Origin of the sequence: Pseudomonas sp. PAGU 2196, assembly GCF_022179005.1 — a bacterium.
Classification (GTDB): domain Bacteria; phylum Pseudomonadota; class Gammaproteobacteria; order Pseudomonadales; family Pseudomonadaceae; genus Aquipseudomonas; species Aquipseudomonas kermanshahensis.
This window is the reverse complement of record NZ_BNTL01000019.1, coordinates 1-22,316: the sequence shown is the minus strand read 5'-3', so window position 1 is coordinate 22,316 and position 22,316 is coordinate 1. Positions and strand designations below refer to the sequence as shown.

The following is a 22,316-nucleotide window of genomic DNA, read 5'->3' as shown; positions in this document are numbered from 1 at the left end:
ACGACTATGTGAGCCAATTTTTCCAGATACATGCGGAAAACCCGCAAGCGCGCCTGATCAAACAGGCCGTCGAAATCATTCGCAAGGGCGGTGTGGTGGTCTACCCCACCGACTCGGCCTATGCACTGGGCTGCCAGATCGGTGACAAGAACGCCATCGAACGGGTCCGCCGCCTGCGCCAGTTGGACAAGCAACACAATTTCACCCTGTTGTGCTGCGACCTGTCGCAAATGGGCCTGTTTGCCAAGATCGATACCTCCACGTTCCGTCTGCTCAAAGCGCACATTCCGGGGCCCTATACCTTTATCCTCAATGCCACCCGGGAAGTGCCGCGGCTCTTGATGCACGAGAAGCGCCGCACCATCGGCCTGCGCGTGCCCTCCAATCCCATCGTCCTGGCGCTGCTCGAGGAGCTGGGCGAGCCGTTGATGAGTGTGAGCCTGATCTTGCCGGGCGATGAAGAACCCATGACGGACCCCTACGAGATCCGCCAACGCCTGGAGCACCATGTCGACCTGATCATCGATGGCGGCTTCGGCGACCTCAAGGCGTCCACGGTGATCGACCTGACGGGCGATGAGCCTGCATTGATCCGCGAAGGCTGCGGCGACCCGACCCCGTTCCTGGTCAACGCGTGAGCCAGGTGGAAGCGCCCGAGGCGCCGGCCGAGGAGGTCGAGTCGCCTCAACAGTTGCAACTGGCCCTGGTCTACGGCGAAGCCCTGACCGAGATGCCGGTGGACTTGTACATCCCACCGGACGCTCTTGAAGTCATTCTTGAAGCGTTCGAAGGCCCGTTGGACCTGCTGCTGTACCTGATCCGCAAACAGAACATCGACATCCTCGACATCCCCGTGGCAGAGATCACCCGCCAGTACATGGGGTATGTCGAGCTGATGAAAAGCGTGCGCCTGGAGCTGGCTGCCGAATACCTGGTCATGGCTGCCATGCTGGCCGAGATCAAATCGCGCATGCTGTTGCCGCGTTCCACCGAAATCGAGGAAGAAGAGGGCGACCCGCGCGCCGAGCTGATCCGCCGCTTGCAGGAATACGAGCGCTTCAAGGCGGCGGCTGAAGGTATCGACGTGTTGCCGCGGGTGGGCCGCGATATTGTCGTGCCACGCCTGGAAGCCCCCCAGGCCAAGGTGCGCAAGCTGCTGCCCCAGGTCAGCCTGGAGGAGCTGCTGGTCTCGATGGCCGACGTCATGCGCCGCAATGACCTGTTCGAAAGCCACCAGATCACCCGCGAGACGCTGTCGACCCGCGAGCGCATGAGCCAGGTGCTCGACCGCCTCAAGGGCGGCGCATTTGTGCCCTTTGTCGAGCTGTTTACGGCAGAAGAGGGCAAGCTGGGCGTGGTGGTGACGTTCATGGCGATTCTTGAGCTGGTGAAGGAATCGCTGATCGAACTGGTGCAGAATGAGGCTTTCGCCGCGATCCACGTGCGGCTTCGCGCCGAGTTTGTTGAAGAACCTGATGAACCTGAATGAACCCCGCGACCTGGCGTCGCTGATCGAAGCCTTTCTGCTTGCCTCGGGCAAACCGCAGTCCCTTGAGCGCCTGTACGAGTTGTTCGAAGAGGCGGAGCGCCCTGAGCCCAAGGTGTTCAAGAAGGCCCTGGAAGTACTCTGCAAGTCGTGCAATGGCCGCGCTTTCGAACTCAAGGAAGTGGCCACCGGTTATCGCCTGCAGATCCGCGAAGACTTTGCCCCTTGGGTCGGGCGCCTGTGGGAGGAGCGGCCGCAGCGCTATTCCCGTGCGCTGCTCGAGACCATGGCGCTGATCGCTTACCGCCAGCCCATCACCCGTGGCGAAATCGAAGACGTGCGCGGTGTGGCGGTGAACAGCAACATCATCAAGACCCTGATGGAGCGCGAGTGGATCCGCATCGTCGGCTACCGCGAAGTGCCGGGCCGGCCGGCGATGTTCGCCACCACCAAGGCCTTTCTCGACCACTTCAACCTCAAGAGCCTCGAAGAGCTGCCGGCGTTGGCCGAGTTGCGCGAGATGGAGCCCGAACCCTTGCTCGACCCCGACGAGGCGCCGGTGCCTGCGCACCTTCAGGCGTTGGCTGATGCAAGCCTGGGGGATGAGGCTGAAGCCGAGGCGCCGAAGGATGAGACCAGCTTCCGCAGCTTGCTGGTGGAGCTGGATGCGATGGAAGAAGGGTTGAAGACCGACTTCGATGATTTGCGCGAGCAGGACGTGGTTGAGCCAGAGCCTTCGGTTGAGGGTGAAGACCCGGTACAGCCCTGAACCCTCTACCACCAGTGCCGGCCTCTTCGCGGGGCAAGCCCGCTCCCACAGGTAAGTAGCAAGCTTCAGGCATTCTGTGTGGGAGCGGGCTTGCCCCGCGAAGAGGCCGGCACTGCCAACGCCAAACCATTGGGCAGAAAACCCATCCAGCCCCCACAAAACCCACTACGCTCCAGTGCGTTCCCGACACGAACCGCGTATGATGCGCGGCCCTTTGGCGCGTTCGTCGCCAAGACCCCTTTTTCATTCCTACACCGGGAGGTGCCCAGATGAGTGAGCAAGACCTGCAAAATACCGAAATTACCCCTCCATCCGGCGAAAAGCTGCAGAAAGTGCTGGCGCGCATTGGCGTCGGTTCGCGCCGTGACGTCGAGGCCTGGATCAGCCAGGGCCGGATCAAGGTCAATGGCGTTGCCGCTACCCTCGGCCAACGCGTCGACCTGCACGATGCCATCGCTGTCGACGGCAAGCTGATCAAGCGCGAGGAAGCCGCCGAGGCCACCCGCCGCGTGATCATGTACAACAAGCCCGACGGCGAGATCTGCACCCGTGACGACCCGGAAGGCCGCCCGACGGTGTTCGACCGCCTGCCGCGCCCTAAAGAAGGGCGCTGGATCAACATCGGCCGCCTGGACATCAACACCACCGGCCTGTTGCTGTTCACCACCGACGGTGAATTGGCCAACCGCCTGATGCACCCGTCCTACGAGATGGACCGTGAATACGCGGTGCGTGTACGGGGTGAGGTCGACGACGAGATGATCGAGCGCCTGAAGGCGGGCGTGATGCTCGAAGACGGCCCGGCCAAGTTCACCGACATCCAGAAGGCCCCGGGCGGCGAAGGCTTCAACCATTGGTACCACTGCGTGGTGATGGAAGGCCGTAACCGCGAAGTGCGTCGCCTGTGGGAGTCCCAGGGCATGGTGGTCAGCCGCCTGAAGCGCGTGCGTTTCGGCCCGGTGTTCCTCAACTCCGACCTGCCGATGGGCCGCTGGCGCGAAATGACCCAGGGCGAAATCGACATCCTGGCCGCCGAAGTGGGCCTGCAGCCGGTGGCGCTGCCGACCTTGAACCTCAAGGCCAAGGACAAGATGGAGCGCATGCAGCGCAAGTCGAGCCGTCCGATGGGGCGTGGCGAGCGCGTGCGTAACCTGCGCCCGGCCAGCGATGCGACGGCTGGCGAGCGCCCAGCGCGTCAGCCGCGTGACACCGCCGCCGAGCGCCCAGCGCGCCCGTCGCGTGACGAAGCGCCACGCAAAGGCAACCGTGGCAGCACGGTGGCCGAGCGCCCGAGCGAGATGCGCAAGCGTACCGGCAAGCCAGAGGGCGACAAGCCGGCAGGCCGTGGCCGCGGCAAGCCGCGCGGTTGATCCGCAGCGTGAGATAAAAAACCAGCCTTCGGGCTGGTTTTTTTTCGCCTCCACCCAATCCGAATGAAGCGCGGACCTGGGGCGTGAAGCGGCCCCAACTTATTGATCAATCACCCTTTTTCTGACGAGTGGAAAGCTGGCAAACCACCGTGTAACGTTTTTTATACAAAATCATCCCTTTCTGGCCATCGAATGCGTATTTTCCTAGACCTGTAAACAGAACTTGCCGCGCCCACGTCGCCAGCACACCCCGTCTACCCTGCCTACCTATTGCCCAAACCCCCGCCGCACGCTGATATAGCAGGCATTGCCGTGTGCAAGAGCTCGCCCACAGAGGCGTGCTGACAAAACAACAAATGGAGGCGCCATGTACGCCGATCACTCCGCCTTTCAAGGCTCACACCACAGGATCGCTGCGTTTTTTCCCAAGGAAATGACGCAACGCGTTGACGCCTGCGCGCTTGCAGGGGTATACAGTGCGCCGCGTTTTACCTGTGACCCTCTTGCGTACCGCGCACTCTTGATCACACCCGGCTGAACCGCCTCGGCGGCGCCCGCGTTCAAGAAACCCAAGGTAACCACCTTGCCCATTCCGCTGCGCCACGAGCGCGGTGGGTCCGATTTCGTCACAGATAAAAACAATGCAGGTGACTTCGTTCATGAGTGGACAAAACATGCATTCAGGCGAGCTAAAGCGGGGCCTGAAGAACCGCCACATCCAGTTGATCGCTCTCGGTGGTGCGATTGGTACGGGTCTGTTCCTCGGCTCGGCAGGCGTGATGAAATCCGCCGGCCCGTCGATGATCCTTGGCTACGCCATCTGCGGCTTCATCGCCTTCATGATCATGCGCCAGTTGGGCGAGATGATCGTCGAAGAGCCGGTGGCCGGTTCGTTCAGCCACTTTGCCCACAAATACTGGGGCGGTTTCGCAGGCTTCATGTCGGGCTGGAACTGCTGGGTGCTGTACATCCTGGTGGGCATGTCGGAACTGACGGCGGTCGGCAAGTACATCCACTACTGGTGGCCAGAGATCCCGACCTGGGTCACGGCGGCGGGCTTCTTCCTGCTGATCAACTTCATCAACCTGATGAACGTGAAAGTATTCGGTGAGGCCGAGTTCTGGTTCGCGATCATCAAGGTCGTGGCCATCGTCGGCATGATCGGCCTGGGTGCCTACCTGCTGACCAGCGGCAGCGGTGGCCCGGACGCGTCGGTGACCAACCTGTGGGCACACGGTGGGTTCTTCCCGCATGGTGTCAGCGGCCTGGTCATGGCCCTGGCGTTTATCATGTTCTCCTTCGGTGGCCTGGAGATGCTCGGTTTTACCGCAGCCGAGGCCGACAAACCGAAAACCGTGATCCCCAAGGCTATCAACCAGGTCATCTACCGCATCCTGATCTTCTACATCGGCGCGTTGGTCGTGCTGTTGTCGCTGACCCCATGGGACAACCTGGTCGCCAGCATCGACGCGTCCGGCGGCAGCTACGGCAGCAGCCCGTTCGTGCAGGTGTTCTCCCTGCTGGGCAGCGATGTGGCCGCCCACCTGCTGAACTTCGTGGTCCTGACCGCAGCATTGTCGGTGTACAACAGCGGCACCTACTGCAACGCCCGCATGCTGCTGGGCATGGCCGAGCAGGGTGACGCCCCGGCGGCCCTGGCAAAGGTCGACAAGCGCGGTGTGCCGGTGCGTTCGATTCTGGTCTCGGCGGCGGTGACCCTGATTGCCGTGCTGCTCAACTACTTCATCCCGCAGAATGCGCTGGAGTTGCTGATGTCGCTGGTCGTGGCGACCCTGGTGATCAACTGGGCGATGATCAGCTACTCGCACCTGAAGTTCCGCCAGCACCTGAACCGCACCGGCCAGAAGCCGCTGTTCAAGGCGCTGTGGTACCCCTACGGCAACTACATCTGCCTGGCTTTCGTGGTGCTGATCCTGGGCATCATGCTGCAGATCCCGGGTATCCAGATCTCGGTGTATGCGATTCCGGTGTGGGTGGTGGTGATGTTCCTCTTCTACCTCATCAAGCCTAAGCGTGACGCGCAGGCTAACGGGGCTGCCGGTACTGTGGCCAAGTAAACGCCATAGGCGGCAAGAAAAACCCGATGCCAGGTGACTGGCATCGGGTTTTTTGGGTTAAGCGCCCCTTGTAGGAGCAGCCTTGTGCTGCGAAGAGGCCAGTGTAACCAGCACAAAACTCAGATCTGCTCCAGCAACCAGCTGCGAAACGCCCGCAACGACGGCAGCGCTTCGTTGCGTGGCGGATAGATCAGGTAATAGCTGCGTTGGCTGGCAAACGCCTCGCCGGGGCTGAACAGCTCGCCCTTGGCCAGTTCCTCTTCCACCAATATCCGCGGCACCAGGCCGATGCCGATGCCGGCCCGTACCGCTTGGATCAAATGCGACGTCAGCTCGAAGCTCGGCCCCAGGCGCATCGCCCGGTGCGGCAGGCTGTGGTGCGAGAACCACTCGCCCCAGGCATGCGGGTTGTTGGCGACGTTCAGCAGCACTTCTTCGCTAACCCGGGCGGGGCTCCAGCCATGCGCGTCGGCGCCTGCCTCTGGCGGCAGAATCACCAGCAGTTCTTCGGCGTGCAGGCGGTGGCAGATCAGCCCCGGCAGGTCGTGGCTCGCCACACCGATTGCCGCATCGATCTCGCTGGTGTCGAAGTTGATCGCTTCGATCCGTGAATGGATATGCACCAGCATGCCCGGGTGGGCGCTGTAGAACGCATGCAGCCGCGGCAGCAGCCATTTCGAGCCGAAGGTGGGCAGGGTGGCCAGGCGCAACGTGCCGACACCCGATTGGTAGGCCAGCGCCTGTAAGGTGGCGCTGCGGATGCGCCCCAAGGCTTCGCTCAGCTCGCGCTGGTACAGCCGGCCGACGTCGGTCAGCTGCACCTGGCGCCCCTCGCGGCGGAACAGCGTCAACCCCAATTGCTGCTCCAGTGCCTGCACCTGGCGGCTGACAGCGCTTTGGGTCAACGACAGTTCGGCGGCGGCGCGGGTATAGCTTTCATGCCGGGCGGCAGCCTCGAACGCCAGCAGCAGCGACATGGACGGTGTCAGGTGGCGGTAATTCATTCATAAAAGTCATCGATAGCGGCAGGATTATCCGTTTGCCCTTGGCGCGAAACTACAGGAACATTGGCCTATTCGTCATCTGGTGTGAAACAACCCATGCCGGCTTGACAGGTTTTCCGTGAATTAGCCCATATCAAGAGGCCATCCGTCGATGATCGCCCAGCTGCCGACCAGTGCACCGACCGCCAACTACCCCGAATTCCTCGAGGCCCTGCGTAACAGCGGCTTCCGTGGCCAGATCAGTGCCGATTACGCCACCCGTACCGTGCTGGCCACCGACAACTCGATTTACCAGCGCCTGCCCCAGGCAGCGGTGTTCCCACGTGACGCCGATGACGTGGCGCGGGTCGCCACGCTGATGGCCGAGGCGCGCTTTGCCCAGGTCAAACTGACCCCGCGTGGCGGCGGCACCGGCACCAACGGCCAGTCGCTGACCGATGGCATCGTCGTCGACCTGTCGCGGCACATGAACACCATCCTCGAAATCAACGCCGAGGAGCGTTGGGTGCGGGTCCAGGCCGGTGTGGTCAAGGACCAGCTCAATGCCGCGCTCAAGCCCCACGGGCTGTTCTTCGCTCCTGAGCTGTCCACCTCCAACCGCGCCACCGTCGGCGGCATGATCAACACCGATGCCAGCGGCCAGGGCAGCTGCACCTACGGCAAGACCCGCGATCACGTGCTCGAACTGCACAGCGTGCTGCTCGGTGGTGAGCGCCTGCACAGCCTGCCCATCGATGACGCTGCGCTGGCGCAGGCCTGTGAAGCGCCTGGCCGGGTTGGCGAGGTCTACCGTGTGGCCCGCGAGATCCAGGAAACCCAGGCCGAGCTGATCGAAAGCACCTTCCCCAAGCTCAACCGCTGCCTGACGGGTTACGACCTGGCACACCTGCGCGACGAGCAGGGGCGCTTCAACCTCAACAGCGTGCTGTGCGGCGCCGAAGGTTCGCTAGGCTACGTGGTCGAAGCCAAGCTCAATGTGCTGCCGATCCCGAAATACGCGGTACTGGTCAACGTCCGCTACACCAGCTTCATGGACGCGCTGCGTGACGCCAATGCGCTGATGGCGCACAAGCCGCTGTCGATCGAAACGGTCGACTCCAAGGTGCTGATGCTGGCCATGAAGGACATCGTCTGGCACAGCGTCGCCGAGTATTTCCCGGCCGACCCCGAGCGCCCGACCCTGGGTATCAACCTGGTGGAGTTCTGCGGCGATCAGCCGGACGAGGTCAATGCACGGGTGCAGGCGTTCATCCAGCACCTGCAAAACGACACCAGCGTCGAGCGCCTGGGGCACACCCTGGCCGAGGGCGCCGAGGCGGTCACCCGCGTTTACACCATGCGCAAACGCTCGGTGGGCCTGCTGGGCAACGTCGAGGGCGAGGTGCGCCCGCAGCCGTTCGTGGAAGACACCGCAGTACCGCCGGAGCAGTTGGCCGACTACATCGCCGACTTCCGCGCATTGCTGGATGGCTACGGCCTGGCCTATGGCATGTTTGGCCACGTCGATGCCGGTGTACTGCACGTGCGCCCGGCGCTGGACATGAAAGACCCGGCCCAGGCCGCGCTGGTCAAGCCGATCTCCGATGCCGTGGCGGCGCTGACCAAAAGCTACGGCGGCCTGCTGTGGGGTGAGCACGGCAAGGGCCTGCGTTCAGAATACGTGCCCGAATATTTTGGCGAGCTGTACCCGGCGCTGCAGCGCCTGAAAGGCGCTTTCGACCCGCGCAACCAGCTCAACCCCGGCAAGATCTGCACCCCACCCGACAGCGCCGAAGGCCTGACCCGGGTCGATGGCGTGACCTTGCGCGGCGACCTCGACCGCACCATCGACGAGCGTGTCTGGCAGGACTTCAGCAGTGCTGTGCACTGTAACGGCAATGGCGCCTGCTACAACTACGACCCCAACGATGCCATGTGCCCGTCGTGGAAGGCCACCCGGGAGCGTCAGCATTCGCCCAAGGGCCGTGCCTCGTTGATGCGTGAGTGGCTGCGTTTGCAAGGCGCGGCGGATATCGACGTGCTGGCGGCGGCGCGTAACAAGGTGTCCTGGCTCAAGGGCCTGCCGGCACGGCTGCGCAACAACCGCGGGCGTGACCAGGGGCAGGCGGACTTCTCTCACGAGGTCTACGACGCCATGGCCGGTTGCCTGGCGTGCAAGTCCTGCGCGGGGCAGTGCCCGATCAAGGTCAACGTGCCGGACTTCCGCTCGCGTTTCCTCGAGCTGTACCACGGCCGCTACCAGCGCCCATTGCGGGATTACCTGATCGGTTCGCTGGAGTTCACCATTCCGTACCTGGCGCATGCGCCGGGGCTGTATAACGCGGTGATGGGCTCGAAGTGGGTGAGCAAGCTGTTGGCCGACAAGGTCGGCATGGTCGACAGCCCGCTGATCAGCCGTTTCAACTTCCAGGCGACCCTGACCCGCTGCCGCGTTGGCGTGGCCAGCGTGCCAGCGCTGCGCGAGCTGACCCCGGCCCAGCGTGAGCGCAGCATCGTGCTGGTGCAGGATGCCTTCACCCGTTACTTCGAGACGCCGCTGCTGGCCGCGTTCATCGACCTGGCGCACCGCCTTGGCCACCGGGTGTTCCTGGCGCCGTACAGTGCCAACGGCAAACCGCTGCACGTACAGGGCTTCCTTGGCGCGTTCGCCAAGGCGGCGATCCGTAATGGCACCCAGCTCAAGGCCCTGGCCGATTGTGGTGTACCGCTGGTGGGGTTGGACCCGGCGATGACCTTGGTCTATCGCCAGGAGTACCAGAAGGTGCCAGGCCTGGAAGACTGCCCGAAGGTGCTGTTGCCGCAGGAATGGTTGATGGATGCATTGCCCGAGCAAGCGGCTGCCAATGCTGGCAGCTTCCGCCTGATGGCGCACTGCACCGAGAAGACCAACGTGCCGGCCAGCACCCGTCAATGGGAGCAAGTGTTTGCCCGCCTGGGCTTGAAGCTGGTGACCGAGGCTACGGGTTGCTGTGGCATGTCCGGTACTTATGGGCATGAAGCGCGAAACCAGGAGACCTCGCGGACCATCTTCGAGCAGTCTTGGGCGACCAAGCTGGACAAGCAAGATGAACCGCTGGCGACGGGGTATTCGTGCCGTAGCCAGGTCAAGCGCATGACCGAACGGCAGATGCGCCATCCGCTGGAAGTGGTGTTGCAGTACGCGCAGCGCTAAACCTGCGCCGGCCTCTTCGCGGGCAAGCCCGCTCCCACAGGGATACCGTTGGCTCGACGGTTATGGTGATTCCTGTGGGAGCGGGCTTGCCCGCGAAGAGGCCGGTACAGCCACTGCATAATCAAGACTGCTGCAGGGTATCCCGAGCCCGGCGCGCCTGCCTGTACAGGTAAAGGCTCAACACCAGCCCGCACGCCGCAGCCCCCGCCGCAAACAAGAACATCGAAGCAAACCCGAACCCCGCCGCCACCGCGCCCACCAGCGGGCCGGTAATCCCCAGCGATAAATCGATGAACAGCGAATACGCCCCAACCGCAGCGCCGCGGTTGGCCGCCGACACCTGGTTCACCGCTTCCACGCCCAGCGCCGGGAACACCAGCGAAAAACCAAACCCACTCAGTGCCGCGCCTGCCAATGCCAGCTCGGCACTGGGTGCCAGCCACAGCATCAACAACCCCACGGTCTCCACCGAAAGGCAGGCGATCGCCACGCGAAAACCACCGATGCGATTGATCAGGTTGCCGAACAACAGGCGGGCACTGATGAAGCTGGCGCCGAACAGGCTCAAGGTCAGTGCGGCATTCGGCCAGTCGCGGCTGGCGTAGTACAAGGTGATGAACGTGGCGATGGTGCCAAAGCCGATCGAGCCCAAGGCCAGGCCTGAGCCATGCGGGAACACCTTGCCCAATACGCTCAGGAATGGCAGGCGCACGCCGCTGACGATGGGCGCCGCGCGCTTGGGCCAGGCCAGCAGAAGGCCGGCCGCGCACAGCAGCATGATGCTCACGCCCATGCTCCATAGCCCCAGTGTCTTGACCATCAGCACCCCCAGCGGCGCGCCAATGGCCAGAGCGCCATAGCTGGCAATGCCGTTCCAGGAGATGACCTTGGCGGTATTCTCAGCGCCCACCCGGCCGATGCCCCAGCCGATGGCGCCAGAGCCCACCAGGCTTTCGGCGCTGCCCAGCACCAGGCGGCCGATCAGCAAGCAGGTCAGGCTCAGCCAGGGCAGGTGGGTGAGAAAGGCGCAAGCCAGCATGAATACGCCGCTGAGCCCACAACCGGCCAGGCCATACATCACCGCCTTCTTGCTGCCGAGGTTGTCGATGATGCGGCTGGCCGTCGGGCGGCTGAGCAACGTGGCGAGGTATTGCACGCTGATCACCAGGCCGGCGACCACGGCGCTGAAGCCCAGGTCGTTATGCACATAGCTAGGCAATACGGCCAGGGGGATGCCGATGTTCAGGTAGCCGATAAAGGTGAAGAGGACGATGGAGACGACTTGCAGGGTGACCGCAAGAGGGCGCGGTGAGTGGGGCATGGGGGCCTTCGTGGCAGAGTTCTGGACGGTGTGAAAACGTGATGACGGGGGTGGCCCGCAGGTCAGCCGTTTTCACACAGTCGGGGGATGCGCAGTTATTCCTGGTCAGCGCTGGATTGATCGTCACCATCCTGATCGACGGCAGGCGTCGGCTCGGCATGGACGGTAACGGTTTGCTCTTCTGGGTTCAGGCTTGGGAAGGGAAGATTCGGGATTTCATGCATCTCGTCGTTCCTCGCAAGTGTGAGTGAAAAGGCTGCGCCAGGCGCGTGTGGGGCTTTAAAAAGCTGGGGCAGGATACAGCAGTCTGGATGACAGTTTGAAATTTTTCCCGTTCGTTTGTCGGTTTTACGGGCGAATAGCGGACATTTGCCTTATAAAAAACGGGGCCATTGCGGCCCCGTTTTCCCTTGTTACTTACGGCCTTCGGCCGTCTCGGCCACCTTGTCGGTGCGCGCGCACATGATGAAATCGTTGCGGTGCAGGCCTTTGATCGAGTGGCTCCACCAGGTCACGGTGACTTTGCCCCACTCGGTCAGCAGGCCGGGGTGGTGGCCTTCGGCTTCAGCGATTTCACCCACGGCGTTGGTGAAGTCCAGGGCGTGCTTGAAGTTCTTGAACTTGAACACGCGCTCCAGCTCCATGTGGCCGTCACGCACTTCGATGTTCCAGTCCGGGATTTCGCGAATCAGCTCGGCCAACTCTTCGTCACTGACTTTCGGGGCGTCGGCGCGGCAGGCTTCGCAGTGGGCTTGGTTCAAGGCATTCATGGTGTCTTTTTCCAGTTCGAGTTGTTATCAGGTGGCTTCAGGCAGCAACCTTGGGTGGAAACTTGGGGGTGTGCAGGCCCAACTGCATGGCCTGCTGCACCATGCCCATGATGTCTTCATGGGCCAGGTCGAACAGGCGCTTGAGGTTCGGCAGCACGAAGTACAGCGGCTGCAGAATGTCGATACGGTACGGCGTGCGCATCGCCTCGATCGGGTCGAACGCCTGATGTTCCGGTTCGTTCGACAGACTGTAGACCGTTTCTTTCGGCGAAGAGAGGATGCCGCCGCCATAGATCTTGCGACCTTGCGGGGTCTCCATCAGGCCGAACTCGATGGTCATCCAGTACAGGCGCGCCAGGTAAACGCGCTGTTCCTTGGTCGCAGCCAAGCCGAGCTTGCCGTAGGTGTGGGTGAATTCGGCGAAATACGGGTTGGTCAGCAGCGGGCAGTGGCCGAAGATCTCGTGGAAGATGTCGGGCTCCTGCAGGTAGTCCAGCTCTTCCGGCGTGCGGATGAACGTGGCGACCGGGAAGCGCTTGCTGGCCAGCAGTTCGAAGAACGTCTGGAAGGGGATCAGCGCTGGCACCCTGGCAACCTGCCAGCCGGTGGTGGCGCCCAAGACCTTGTTGACCTCGCCCAATTGCGGGATACGGTCGTGGGGCAGCTTCAACTGATCGATGCCGTCCAGGTATTCCTGGCAGGCACGCCCTTCGATGACTTTCAGCTGACGCGTGATCAGCGTGTTCCACACCGCATGCTCTTGCTGCGGGTAGTCGATAAAACCATGCGCATCGGGCTCGCGTGCCACGTATTGCGTCTGTTTCATGTGGCTCTCCTGGTGAGGGCTTTTCTTGTTATGTCCACGACATACCTTAGGAATATCCCCTCATTGCCCGATTTGCACGGGGGTAGGGTGGCCACCCCATTCCAGGATTGGCCCTGGTTCGTAACGATAATTTTACAAAAAGGCGTAGGTGTCGGAAAATCCGGGACAAAGGGCTGATGGTTTACGGGTTTTTGTCAGCTTATCTTTACGAATTTTCTGCGTCCGGTTGAAAAACTTCGGCGCTTCGAGAGCGTTCATGCGTATCAAAGTGCATTGCCAGAACCGCATCGGCATCCTTCGCGACATCCTCAACCTGTTGGTGGAGTACGGCATCAACGTGCTGCGTGGTGAGGTGGGCGGCGACCATGGCAACGCCATCTACCTGCACTGCCCGAACCTGATCAACTTGCAGTTTCAGGCACTGCGGCCCAAGTTCGAAGCCATTGCCGGGGTGTTCGGCGTCAAACGCGTCGGCTTGATGCCCAGCGAGCGCCGGCACATGGAGCTGAACGCGTTGCTGGGTGCGTTGGACTTTCCGGTACTGTCGATCGACATGGGCGGCAGCATCGTCGCCGCCAACCGCACTGCGGCGCAGTTGCTCGGGGTGCGCGTCGACGAGGTGCCGGGCATGCCGCTGGCGCGTTATGTGGAAGACTTCGACCTGCCCGAGTTGGTGCGCGCCAACAAGTCGCGCATCAATGGCCTGCGGGTCAAGGTGAAAGGGGATGTGTTTCTCGCCGACATCGCCCCTTTGCAATCCGAGCATGACGACAGCGAGGCGCTGGCCGGCGCGGTGCTTACCCTGCACCGGGCCGACCGTATCGGTGAGCGCATCTACAACGTGCGCAAGCAGGAGCTGCGCGGCTTTGACAGTATCTTCCAAAGCTCGCGGGTGATGGCGGCGGTGGTGCGCGAGGCGCGGCGCATGGCGCCCTTGGATGCCCCGTTGCTGATCGAAGGGGAGACCGGTACCGGCAAGGAGTTGCTGGCACGTGCCTGCCACCTGGCCAGCCCGCGCGGGCAGTCGCCGCTCATGGCGCTCAATTGTGCGGGGTTGCCAGAATCCATGGCCGAGACCGAGCTGTTCGGCTACGGGCCGGGTGCTTTCGAGGGTGCGCGGGCCGAGGGCAAGCTGGGCCTGCTGGAGCTGACGGCCGGCGGCACGCTGTTCCTTGACGGGGTAGGGGAGATGAGCCCGCGTTTGCAGGTGAAACTGCTGCGCTTTCTGCAGGACGGTTGCTTTCGCCGCGTAGGCAGTGATGAAGAGGTGTACCTGGATGTGCGAGTGATCTGCGCCACCCAGGTGGATTTGTCCGAGCTGTGCGCGCGCGGTGAGTTCCGCCAGGACCTGTACCACCGCCTCAACGTGCTGTCGCTGCACATTCCGCCATTGCGTGAGTGCATGGACGGGCTGGAAGGCTTGGTGCAGCACTTTCTCGACCAGGCCAGTCGGCAGATCGGCTGCGCCTTGCCACGGTTATTACCGGCCGCGATGGATAAACTAAGCCAGTACCACTGGCCAGGCAACGTACGGCAACTGGAGAACGTATTGTTCCAGGCGGTTTCGTTATGTGAAGGTGGTGTAGTTAAAAGTGAACATATACGGTTGCCGGACTACGGTGTGCGGCAACCGTTGGGAGAGTTTTCATTGGAAGGGGACCTTTCACAGATTGTCGGCCGTTTTGAAAAAGCCGTGCTGGAAAGTTTGATGGGGGAATTTACAAGTAGTCGCGCGCTGGGCAAAAGACTGGGTGTTTCGCACACCACGATTGCCAATAAGTTGCGGGATTATGCATTGGGCAAGTCAACTGAATAATGCCAGCCGACTGGGTTTATTTGTTCGCGGGGAAACCCGCGAAGGGCCCCAGCGGGGCCCCGATCTCAAGGGTTAGCCGTTAGAGCAACCGTTCCCCATCACGCGGTATTCAAGAATGTGCTTCTGGCCCTGGGAGTCCTCGTAGGTCATGCGGGCGGGCACGACTTCACAGACGTTGGGCACTTCGCTCATGGAGATGACGCGGGCAATGTCCAAGTGCTGCGAGTAACTGTACTGTTCAACCGGAATCTGCTCGGCATCGTTTGCTTCGCCGGCCATTGCCGCGCCGCAAAGACTGCCAAGTACCAATACCAGTAACGCTTTCATTTTCTATTTACCTGTCTAAGGTCGTGAGGGGGTGCGCGGCGCTTGTGGCGCCGCGAGTACTGCTAGTTTTAACGATCGGGATTTAGCGGGTGATTAACGCTTGCCTTCGTGGGGGCTGTTGCCAGAAGTTAATCGCCTTGCCGTTGTTGGCGAGATGAATTCTAGGCAGGTGGCAACCGCTGAAACAGTGGGACTTTTGATAAAGTGTTTTGACAGAATCTGTAACAATCGCGCGAAAAAAATCGCGATTCTTTCTGCCCAGGGCTGCGAGCCGCGTGCTAGAGCGGTTTGCTCGTACGTCAGTACCAAAATCCGCTGCTTTACTACCAACGTCGAATGGCTTTTGCCGCTCTGGTACAGTTACAAACGGTTCCATACAAAAACAACTATTACACCGAGGTAACACAGATGAGTGCGGCTCCACTGTATCCCGTTCGTCCCGAGGTTGCGGCCACTACCCTGACCGACGAGGCCACCTACAAGGCCATGTACCAGCAATCGGTGATCAACCCGGACGGCTTCTGGCGCGAGCAGGCCCAGCGTCTCGACTGGATCAAGCCGTTCACCAAGGTCAAGCAGACCTCGTTCGATGACCACCATGTCGATATCAAGTGGTTTGCCGACGGCACTCTGAACGTTTCCTCAAACTGCCTGGACCGTCACCTCGAAGAGCGTGGCGACCAGCTGGCGATTATCTGGGAGGGCGACGACCCTTCCGAGCACCGCAACATCACCTACCGCGAGCTCCACGAGCAGGTCTGCAAGTTCGCCAACGCCCTGCGCGGCCAAGACGTGCACCGTGGCGATGTGGTGACTATCTATATGCCGATGATCCCCGAGGCCGTGGTCGCCATGCTGGCCTGCGCCCGCATCGGTGCAATCCACTCGGTGGTATTCGGCGGCTTCTCCCCTGAGGCGTTGGCTGGCCGAATCATCGACTGCAAGTCCAAGGTGGTGATCACCGCCGACGAAGGTGTGCGTGGCGGGCGCCGTACGCCGCTCAAAGGCAACGTCGACCTGGCGCTGACTAACCCTGAGACGAGCAGCGTGCAGAAGATCATCGTGTGCAAGCGCACCGGTGGCGATATCGCCTGGCACCAACACCGCGACATCTGGTACGAAGACCTGATGAAAGTGGCCTCCAGCCACTGCGCGCCGAAAGAGATGGGCGCTGAAGAAGCGCTGTTCATCCTTTACACCTCTGGCTCCACCGGCAAGCCCAAGGGCGTGCTGCACACCACCGGGGGTTACCTGGTTTACGCCGCGCTGACCCACGAGCGCGTGTTCGACTACCGCCCAGGTGAAGTCTATTGGTGCACCGCCGACGTTGGCTGGGTCACCGGCCACAGCTACATCGTCTACGGCCCGCTGGCCAACGGCGCCACCACCTTGCTGTTCGAAGGCGTGCCGAACTACCCGGACATCACCCGTGTGTCGAAGATCGTCGACAAGCACAAGGTCAATATCCTCTACACCGCACCGACCGCAATCCGCGCCATGATGGCCGAAGGGCAGGCTGCGGTAGAGGGTGCTGATGGGTCCAGCCTGCGCCTGTTGGGTTCGGTCGGCGAGCCGATCAACCCCGAAGCGTGGAACTGGTACTACAAGACCGTCGGCAAGGAGCGTTGCCCGATCGTCGACACCTGGTGGCAGACTGAGACCGGCGGCATCCTGATCAGCCCACTGCCGGGCGCCACTGGTCTCAAGCCGGGTTCGGCGACCCGTCCGTTCTTCGGCGTGGTGCCGGCGCTGGTGGATAACCTGGGCAACCTGATCGATGGCGCTGCCGAAGGCAACCTGGTGATTCTCGATTCCTGGCCGGGCCAGTCGCGCTCCCTGTATGGCGACCACGACCGCTTCGTCGACACCTACTTCAAAACCTTCCGGGGCATGTACTTCACCGGTGACGGCGCGCGCCGCGACGAGGATGGCTACTACTGGATTACCGGGCGTGTGGACGACGTGCTCAACGTGTCTGGCCACCGCATGGGGACTGCCGAGATCGAAAGCGCCATGGTTGCCCATTCCAAGGTTGCCGAAGCGGCAGTGGTGGGCGTGCCGCACGACATCAAGGGCCAGGGCATCTATGTCTATGTCACCCTCAATGCCGGCGTGGAGCCTAGCGAGCAATTGCGCCTGGAGCTGAAGAACTGGGTGCGCAAGGAGATCGGCCCGATTGCCTCGCCGGATGTGATCCAGTGGGCGCCAGGGTTGCCGAAGACGCGCTCGGGCAAGATCATGCGGCGTATCCTGCGCAAGATCGCCACGGCAGAATACGGCTCGCTGGGTGATATCTCGACCCTGGCCGACCCAGGTGTGGTGCAGCATCTGATCGACACGCACAAGGCCATGAACCTGGCTACGGCCTGATATTGGAGCAAAGCGCGAGCCCTTGTAGGAGCGGCCTTGTGTCGCGAAAGGGCCGCAAAGCGGCCCCGGCATTGCCAGTTGCGAAGCTGAAATGGTGGGGCCGCTTCGCGCCCCATCGCGACACAAGGCCGCTCCTACAGGGGTGTGTATGTGTCAGAAAACCCCGCACGGGCAACCGGCGGGGTTTTTTGCTTTACTGTTACCCGACATTCATCGGTAACTCTTCTGTCACCGATTACGCACAGGCGCGGGGCGAGCGGAAACAGTCATGACCTGTTTCGGTGCGTTCGCCGAGCCATTTTCTGCAACACAGCACGCTACACTTGCCGTCGTACAAGGCTTTGCGAATAATAGGCCCAGTAATTGCTAGGTCTATAGGTTATTTTCCTTGCGCCTTTGCATGTTTTGCAATGGCTGTCAACATCGCCCGCAGTGGTTTCAAGCGCTTCTGTAAGTAGTTGTCGCTTTGAAGAAATATCGACTACCGGGCTGTCGTTAAAATGCCACTCACTCGCTCGTGGTCTGCGGCCTTGGTCGAACCCTGCGCGGCTCGCGTTGTACCCATTCGCATATCGGGCAGTTGTTACCCTGCCTTGTATTGCCCCGTACCGATGGAGTTACCTGATGAAGAAGCTCGCACTGCTTGGCGCCCTGGCGCTGTCCGTGTTTTCCCTGGTGTCGCAGGCCGATGAAAAACCGTTGAAAATCGGTATCGAAGCCGCTTACCCACCCTTCGCCTTCAAGCAGCCCGACGGCAGCATCGCCGGTTTCGACTACGACATCGGCAATGCCCTGTGTGAAGAGATGAAAGCCAAGTGCACCTGGGTCGAGCAAGAGTTCGACGGCCTGATCCCGGCACTGAAGGTGCGCAAGATCGACGCTATCCTGTCGTCGATGTCGATCACCGAAGACCGCAAGAAATCGGTCGACTTCACCAAGCGCTACTACCTGACCCCGGCGCGCCTGGTCATGAAGGAAGGCACCACCGTCAGCGACAGCCTCAACGAACTGCAGGGCAAGAAGATCGGCGTGCAGCGTGGCTCGATCCATGACCGCTTCGCCAAGGAAGTGCTGGGCGCCAAAGGTGCCACCGTGGTCCCTTACGGCACCCAGAACGAAATCTACCTGGATGTCGCGGCCGGTCGCCTCGATGGCACCGTGGCTGACGCCACCCTGCTGGAAGATGGCTTCCTGAAGACCGACGCTGGTAAAGGCTTCGCGTTCGTAGGCCCAGCATTCACCGACGCCAAGTACTTCGGTGACGGCATCGGTATTGCCGTGCGCAAGGGCGACAAGGCCAACGTCGACCGCATCAACGCGGCCATCGACGCCATCCGTGCCAACGGTAAGTACAAACAAATCGAAGCCAAGTACTTCAATTTCGATATCTACGGTCCAGACTCGAAGTAAGACGTCGGGTTAAACCTGTGCAATGGTGCAAACAGCAGAGGCTCTGAGGTTTGCACCATTTTTCATTCTCTAGGTCGAGGACCTCATCATGTTGAAAGGCTACGGGGCAGTCATCCTCGACGGGGCGTGGCTGACGCTGCAGCTCGCCCTGTCGTCGATGGCCCTGGCCATCGTGCTCGGCCTGATCGGTGTGGCGCTGCGCTTGTCGCCGGTGCGCTGGCTGGCTTGGCTGGGCGATATGTATGCCACGGTCATCCGTGGTATTCCGGACTTGGTACTGATCCTGCTGATCTTCTACGGCGGGCAAGACATCATCAACCGGGTAGCGCCGCTGCTCGGCTACGAAGACTACATCGACCTGAATCCGCTAGCGGCGGGTATCGGGACCTTGGGCTTCATTTTTGGCGCCTACCTGTCGGAAACCTTCCGCGGCGCCTTCCTCGGCATCCCCAAGGGCCAGGCCGAAGCCGGCGTGGCTTATGGCATGAGCAACCGTCAGGTGTTCTTCCGCATCCAGGTGCCGCAGATGATCCGCCTGGCCATCCCGGGCTTCACCAACAACTGGCTGGTGCTGACCAAGGCCACGGCGCTGATTTCGGTGGTCGGCCTGCAGGACATGATGTTCAAGGCCAAGCAGGCGGCGGACGCTACCCGTGAACCCTTCACCTTCTTCCTGGCGGTGGCGGCCCTGTACCTGGTGCTGACCAGTGTCTCGCTGCTGGCGCTGAAGTATCTTGAAAAACGCTACTCGGTAGGCGTCAAGGTGGTTGAACTATGATCTTCGACTACAACGTGGTGTGGGAGGCCATGCCGCTGTACTTGGGCGGGTTGCTGACCACCCTGAAGCTGCTGGCGCTGTCGCTGTTGTTCGGTTTGCTCGCGGCGATTCCGCTGGGGCTGATGCGGGTGTCCAAGCAGCCGCTGGTGAATCTTACCGCCTGGCTGTACACCTATGTGATCCGCGGCACGCCGATGCTGGTGCAGTTGTTCCTGATCTACTACGGCCTGGCCCAGTTCGAAGCGGTGCGCGAGAGCATCTTCTGGCCGCTGCTGTCCAGTGCGACCTTCTGCGCTTGCCTGGCCTTTGCCGTCAACACCAGCGCCTACACCGCAGAAATCATCGCCGGCAGCCTCAAGGCCACGCCCCATGGCGAGATCGAAGCGGCCAAGGCCATGGGCATGTCGCGCTTCAAGATGTACCGCCGCATCCTGCTGCCCTCGGCCTTGCGCCGGGCATTGCCGCAGTACAGCAACGAAGTGATCATGATGCTGCAGACCACCAGCCTGGCGTCGATCGTCACCCTGATCGACATCACGGGTGCGGCGCGCACGGTCAATGCCCAGTACTACCTGCCTTTCGAGGCCTACATCACGGCGGGCGTGTTCTACCTGTGCCTGACCTTCATCCTGGTGCGCCTGTTCAAGATGGCCGAACGCCGCTGGCTCGGCTACCTGGCGCCGCGCAAGCACTGACCGCTTTGTGAGAATCGACAGCATGTACAAACTCGAAGTCCAAGACCTGCACAAGCGCTATGGCAGCCATGAAGTGCTCAAGGGCGTGTCCCTGGCGGCCAAGGCAGGCGATGTGATCAGCATCATCGGCTCCAGCGGTTCGGGCAAGTCGACCTTCCTGCGCTGCATCAACCTGCTGGAGCAGCCCCACGCCGGCAAGATTCTGCTCAATAACGAAGAGCTGAAACTGGTCGCCGGCAAGGATGGCGCGCTCAAGGCGGCCGACGCGCGCCAGTTGCAGCGCATGCGCTCGCGCCTGTCGATGGTGTTCCAGCATTTCAACCTGTGGTCGCACATGACCGCGTTGGAGAACGTCATCGAAGCCCCCGTGCACGTGCTCGGGGTGAGCAAGAAAGAGGCCCTGGAAAAGGCCGAGTACTACCTGGCCAAGGTGGGTGTGGCCCACCGCAAGGATGCCTTCCCGGGGCACATGTCCGGTGGTGAGCAGCAGCGCGTGGCGATTGCCCGTGCCCTGGCCGTCGAGCCTGAGGTGATGCTGTTCGACGAGCCGACCTCGGCCCTCGACCCCGAGCTGGTGGGCGATGTGCTCAAGGTCATGCAGGCGCTGGCCCAGGAAGGCCGGACCATGGTGGTGGTGACCCACGAGATGGGCTTTGCCCGCGAGGTGTCGAACCAGTTGGTGTTCCTGCACAAGGGCCTGGTCGAAGAGACCGGCTGCCCGCGCGAGGTACTGGCCAACCCGCAATCGGAGCGGCTCAAGCAGTTCCTCTCCGGCAGCCTCAAGTAAAGTAGGCTGCATCTTTGCACCAGAATAGGGCATGCTGCGCAGCGAGCGCAGCCTGACCCTGTGCCACTGACGTGAACGCCCCCCAAGGTTTCGGACCGCACCCTATGACCACCCAGCGAATCGGTTTTCTCATTTGGCCCAGCACCAAGCCCTTGACCCTGGCGCTGGCCGAGGAAGTGTTGCAGGTGGCCCAGCGGGTGCATCCGGATGTGGTCTACGACTTGGCGTTTCTGCAGGCCGAGCCGGCGGTAGAGGGCGCTTGGCGCTTGCCGGGCGAGCCGTGGAATGGCCGCCTCGAAGGGTGCCAGAAGCTCTTGTTGCTGGCCGACGAGCCGCCGCAGGCCGTGGGTTCGGTGCTGTCGACCGCACTCAAACAACTGGCGCGCAGTGGTTGCATGATCGGTGGCTTGTCTGCCGGTGTGTATCCGCTGGCGCAGCTTGGCCTGCTCGACGGTTACCGCGCGGCAGTGCACTGGCGCTGGCAGGATGATTTTGCCGAGCGCTTCCCCAAAGTCATCGCTACCAGCCACCTGTTCGACTGGGACCGCGACCGCCTGACTGCCTGTGGTGGTATGGCGGTGACCGACCTGTTGCTGGCCGTGCTGGCGCGTGATCATGGCGCGGAGCTGGCGGGGGCGGTGTCCGAGGAGCTGGTGGTCGAGCGCATTCGCGAGGGCGGCGAGCGTCAGCGCATTCCGTTGCAAAACCGCTTGGGCTCCAGCCACCCCAAACTGACCCAGGCTGTGCTGCTGATGGAAGCCAACATCGAAGAGCCGCTGACCACCGACGAGATTGCCCAGCATGTGTGCGTGTCGCGTCGGCAGCTGGAGCGGATCTTCAAGCAGTACCTGAACCGCGTGCCCAGCCAGTATTACCTCGAGTTGCGGCTGAACAAGGCGCGGCAGATGCTGATGCAGACCAGCAAGTCGATCATCCAGATCGGCTTGTCGTGCGGGTTCTCTTCCGGGCCGCATTTTTCCAGTGCCTACCGCAATTTCTTTGGCGCGACGCCGCGGGAAGATCGCAACCAGCGGCGTAACAGCAGCCCGTTCGAGTTGAGCTCGGCGCCGGCTGAAAAGGGCTGAGATTCTGGTTGGGTTCGGGCGAATGCCTTGGGGGTGAGGGCGGCGCCGAAATCGAGCGCCGCCCGCGCGGCGCTTCGCAGTACAAGGCTGCTCCCACATCTGTTTCGGGCCAATGAGTCCTGAGGCAGAGGCGCGCGGCCCTTTTGGCGTCCACCTCGATATCGTGTGGAACAAACAAGGCGGTCGCGCGCGTAGGTACAGGCGTAACTGGCCCGAAACAGATGTGGGAGCAGCCTTGTGCTGCGAAGCGCC

19 protein-coding genes are annotated in these 22,316 nt (G+C 61.9%); 13 read left to right on the top strand and 6 right to left on the bottom strand.

Annotated elements, in window-relative coordinates:
* The first annotated feature begins 8 nt into the window (after nucleotides 1-8).
* From MFF34_RS17350 to MFF34_RS17330, 5 genes are all read left to right on the top strand, one after another.
* Complete coding sequence (locus MFF34_RS17350) at nucleotides 9-638, top strand: L-threonylcarbamoyladenylate synthase (RefSeq protein WP_033694002.1); 630 nt, start codon at nucleotides 9-11, stop codon at nucleotides 636-638.
* Between the two features lie 92 nt (nucleotides 639-730).
* Nucleotides 731-1,489 carry a ScpA family protein gene (locus tag MFF34_RS17345; RefSeq protein ID WP_238215578.1) on the top strand — a complete coding sequence of 253 codons (759 nt, stop codon included), beginning with the start codon at nucleotides 731-733 and terminating at the stop codon, nucleotides 1,487-1,489.
* Nucleotides 1,476-2,255 carry an SMC-Scp complex subunit ScpB gene (gene scpB, locus MFF34_RS17340; RefSeq protein ID WP_238215479.1) on the top strand — a complete coding sequence of 260 codons (780 nt, stop codon included), beginning with the start codon at nucleotides 1,476-1,478 and terminating at the stop codon, nucleotides 2,253-2,255. Before MFF34_RS17345 ends, scpB begins: the two co-directional genes overlap by 14 nt.
* Before the next feature lie 269 nt (nucleotides 2,256-2,524).
* The gene (rluB, locus tag MFF34_RS17335) at nucleotides 2,525-3,625 is read left to right on the top strand and encodes a 23S rRNA pseudouridine(2605) synthase RluB (RefSeq protein ID WP_027593100.1); all 1,101 of its coding nucleotides are present in this window, start codon (nucleotides 2,525-2,527) and stop codon (nucleotides 3,623-3,625) included.
* 659 nt (nucleotides 3,626-4,284) lie between these two features.
* Nucleotides 4,285-5,703 (top strand): amino acid permease, encoded by a 1,419-nt coding sequence (locus MFF34_RS17330; protein WP_172960378.1) that lies wholly within the window; start codon nucleotides 4,285-4,287, stop codon nucleotides 5,701-5,703.
* Between the two features lie 119 nt (nucleotides 5,704-5,822).
* On the opposite strand, the gene MFF34_RS17325 is transcribed toward MFF34_RS17330, so the two are convergent.
* Nucleotides 5,823-6,707 carry a LysR substrate-binding domain-containing protein gene (locus MFF34_RS17325; protein WP_027593098.1) on the bottom strand — a complete coding sequence of 295 codons (885 nt, stop codon included), beginning with the start codon at nucleotides 6,705-6,707 and terminating at the stop codon, nucleotides 5,823-5,825.
* A gap of 151 nt (nucleotides 6,708-6,858) precedes the next feature.
* Here MFF34_RS17325 and MFF34_RS17320 point away from each other — a divergent pair, with 151 nt between their 5' ends.
* Nucleotides 6,859-9,879 carry an FAD-binding and (Fe-S)-binding domain-containing protein gene (locus MFF34_RS17320; protein ID WP_238215477.1) on the top strand — a complete coding sequence of 1,007 codons (3,021 nt, stop codon included), beginning with the start codon at nucleotides 6,859-6,861 and terminating at the stop codon, nucleotides 9,877-9,879.
* Nucleotides 9,880-10,000: 121 nt separating this feature from the next.
* Here MFF34_RS17320 and MFF34_RS17315 read toward each other — a convergent pair whose 3' ends face one another.
* From MFF34_RS17315 to phhA, 4 genes are all read right to left on the bottom strand, one after another.
* Nucleotides 10,001-11,200, bottom strand: coding sequence for an MFS transporter (locus tag MFF34_RS17315; RefSeq protein ID WP_099430130.1), 1,200 nt, complete (start codon nucleotides 11,198-11,200; stop codon nucleotides 10,001-10,003).
* Between the two features lie 95 nt (nucleotides 11,201-11,295).
* Nucleotides 11,296-11,424: a hypothetical protein gene (locus MFF34_RS28105; RefSeq protein ID WP_256214942.1), complete on the bottom strand. Its 129-nt coding sequence runs from the start codon at nucleotides 11,422-11,424 to the stop codon at nucleotides 11,296-11,298.
* A 189-nt stretch (nucleotides 11,425-11,613) separates the two neighbouring features.
* Nucleotides 11,614-11,970 carry a 4a-hydroxytetrahydrobiopterin dehydratase gene (locus tag MFF34_RS17310; protein ID WP_027593094.1) on the bottom strand — a complete coding sequence of 119 codons (357 nt, stop codon included), beginning with the start codon at nucleotides 11,968-11,970 and terminating at the stop codon, nucleotides 11,614-11,616.
* 37 nt (nucleotides 11,971-12,007) lie between these two features.
* A complete protein-coding gene (gene phhA / locus MFF34_RS17305) occupies nucleotides 12,008-12,796 on the bottom strand; it encodes a phenylalanine 4-monooxygenase (protein ID WP_027593093.1) in 789 nt (262 codons plus the stop codon).
* Nucleotides 12,797-13,052: 256 nt separating this feature from the next.
* Between phhA and MFF34_RS17300 the strand changes: the two genes are divergently transcribed.
* On the top strand, nucleotides 13,053-14,612 hold the full coding sequence (locus tag MFF34_RS17300; RefSeq protein ID WP_027593092.1) for a sigma-54-dependent phenylalanine hydroxylase transcriptional regulator PhhR: 1,560 nt from the start codon (nucleotides 13,053-13,055) through the stop codon (nucleotides 14,610-14,612).
* Between the two features lie 72 nt (nucleotides 14,613-14,684).
* Here MFF34_RS17300 and MFF34_RS17295 read toward each other — a convergent pair whose 3' ends face one another.
* Complete coding sequence (locus MFF34_RS17295) at nucleotides 14,685-14,939, bottom strand: DUF2790 domain-containing protein (protein ID WP_027593091.1); 255 nt, start codon at nucleotides 14,937-14,939, stop codon at nucleotides 14,685-14,687.
* A gap of 408 nt (nucleotides 14,940-15,347) precedes the next feature.
* Here MFF34_RS17295 and acs point away from each other — a divergent pair, with 408 nt between their 5' ends.
* From acs to argR, 6 genes are all read left to right on the top strand, one after another.
* The gene (acs, locus tag MFF34_RS17290) at nucleotides 15,348-17,309 is read left to right on the top strand and encodes an acetate--CoA ligase (RefSeq protein WP_027593090.1); all 1,962 of its coding nucleotides are present in this window, start codon (nucleotides 15,348-15,350) and stop codon (nucleotides 17,307-17,309) included.
* Between the two features lie 624 nt (nucleotides 17,310-17,933).
* Nucleotides 17,934-18,719, top strand: coding sequence for an ABC transporter substrate-binding protein (locus tag MFF34_RS17285; protein WP_027593089.1), 786 nt, complete (start codon nucleotides 17,934-17,936; stop codon nucleotides 18,717-18,719).
* Nucleotides 18,720-18,807: 88 nt separating this feature from the next.
* Nucleotides 18,808-19,497, top strand: coding sequence for an ABC transporter permease (locus MFF34_RS17280; protein WP_027593088.1), 690 nt, complete (start codon nucleotides 18,808-18,810; stop codon nucleotides 19,495-19,497).
* Nucleotides 19,494-20,192 carry an ABC transporter permease gene (locus MFF34_RS17275; protein ID WP_027593087.1) on the top strand — a complete coding sequence of 233 codons (699 nt, stop codon included), beginning with the start codon at nucleotides 19,494-19,496 and terminating at the stop codon, nucleotides 20,190-20,192. The genes MFF34_RS17280 and MFF34_RS17275 overlap by 4 nt, the downstream gene beginning before the upstream one ends.
* 22 nt (nucleotides 20,193-20,214) lie before the next feature.
* Nucleotides 20,215-20,979, top strand: coding sequence for an arginine/ornithine transport ATP-binding protein AotP (aotP, locus tag MFF34_RS17270; RefSeq protein ID WP_027593086.1), 765 nt, complete (start codon nucleotides 20,215-20,217; stop codon nucleotides 20,977-20,979).
* A 104-nt stretch (nucleotides 20,980-21,083) separates the two neighbouring features.
* On the top strand, nucleotides 21,084-22,064 hold the full coding sequence (gene argR / locus MFF34_RS17265; protein WP_027593085.1) for a transcriptional regulator ArgR: 981 nt from the start codon (nucleotides 21,084-21,086) through the stop codon (nucleotides 22,062-22,064).
* Nucleotides 22,065-22,316 lie beyond the last annotated feature (252 nt).

Bases quoted from the DNA above. Each gene is read 5' to 3' on its own strand.
- argR (WP_027593085.1), top strand. From the start codon at position 21,084: ATGACCACCCAGCGAATCGGTTTTCTCATTTGGCCCAGCACCAAGCCC.
- MFF34_RS17280 (WP_027593088.1), top strand. From the start codon at position 18,808: ATGTTGAAAGGCTACGGGGCAGTCATCCTCGACGGGGCGTGGCTGACG.
- MFF34_RS17295 (WP_027593091.1), bottom strand. From the start codon at position 14,939: ATGAAAGCGTTACTGGTATTGGTACTTGGCAGTCTTTGCGGCGCGGCA.
- MFF34_RS17300 (WP_027593092.1), top strand. From the start codon at position 13,053: ATGCGTATCAAAGTGCATTGCCAGAACCGCATCGGCATCCTTCGCGAC.
- aotP (WP_027593086.1), top strand. From the start codon at position 20,215: ATGTACAAACTCGAAGTCCAAGACCTGCACAAGCGCTATGGCAGCCAT.
- MFF34_RS17275 (WP_027593087.1), top strand. From the start codon at position 19,494: ATGATCTTCGACTACAACGTGGTGTGGGAGGCCATGCCGCTGTACTTG.
- MFF34_RS17345 (WP_238215578.1), top strand. From the start codon at position 731: ATGCCGGTGGACTTGTACATCCCACCGGACGCTCTTGAAGTCATTCTT.
- MFF34_RS17325 (WP_027593098.1), bottom strand. From the start codon at position 6,707: ATGAATTACCGCCACCTGACACCGTCCATGTCGCTGCTGCTGGCGTTC.
- rluB (WP_027593100.1), top strand. From the start codon at position 2,525: ATGAGTGAGCAAGACCTGCAAAATACCGAAATTACCCCTCCATCCGGC.
- MFF34_RS17330 (WP_172960378.1), top strand. From the start codon at position 4,285: ATGAGTGGACAAAACATGCATTCAGGCGAGCTAAAGCGGGGCCTGAAG.
- MFF34_RS17285 (WP_027593089.1), top strand. From the start codon at position 17,934: ATGAAGAAGCTCGCACTGCTTGGCGCCCTGGCGCTGTCCGTGTTTTCC.
- MFF34_RS17310 (WP_027593094.1), bottom strand. From the start codon at position 11,970: ATGAATGCCTTGAACCAAGCCCACTGCGAAGCCTGCCGCGCCGACGCC.
- MFF34_RS17320 (WP_238215477.1), top strand. From the start codon at position 6,859: ATGATCGCCCAGCTGCCGACCAGTGCACCGACCGCCAACTACCCCGAA.
- phhA (WP_027593093.1), bottom strand. From the start codon at position 12,796: ATGAAACAGACGCAATACGTGGCACGCGAGCCCGATGCGCATGGTTTT.
- acs (WP_027593090.1), top strand. From the start codon at position 15,348: ATGAGTGCGGCTCCACTGTATCCCGTTCGTCCCGAGGTTGCGGCCACT.
- MFF34_RS28105 (WP_256214942.1), bottom strand. From the start codon at position 11,424: ATGCATGAAATCCCGAATCTTCCCTTCCCAAGCCTGAACCCAGAAGAG.
- MFF34_RS17315 (WP_099430130.1), bottom strand. From the start codon at position 11,200: ATGCCCCACTCACCGCGCCCTCTTGCGGTCACCCTGCAAGTCGTCTCC.
- scpB (WP_238215479.1), top strand. From the start codon at position 1,476: ATGAACCTGAATGAACCCCGCGACCTGGCGTCGCTGATCGAAGCCTTT.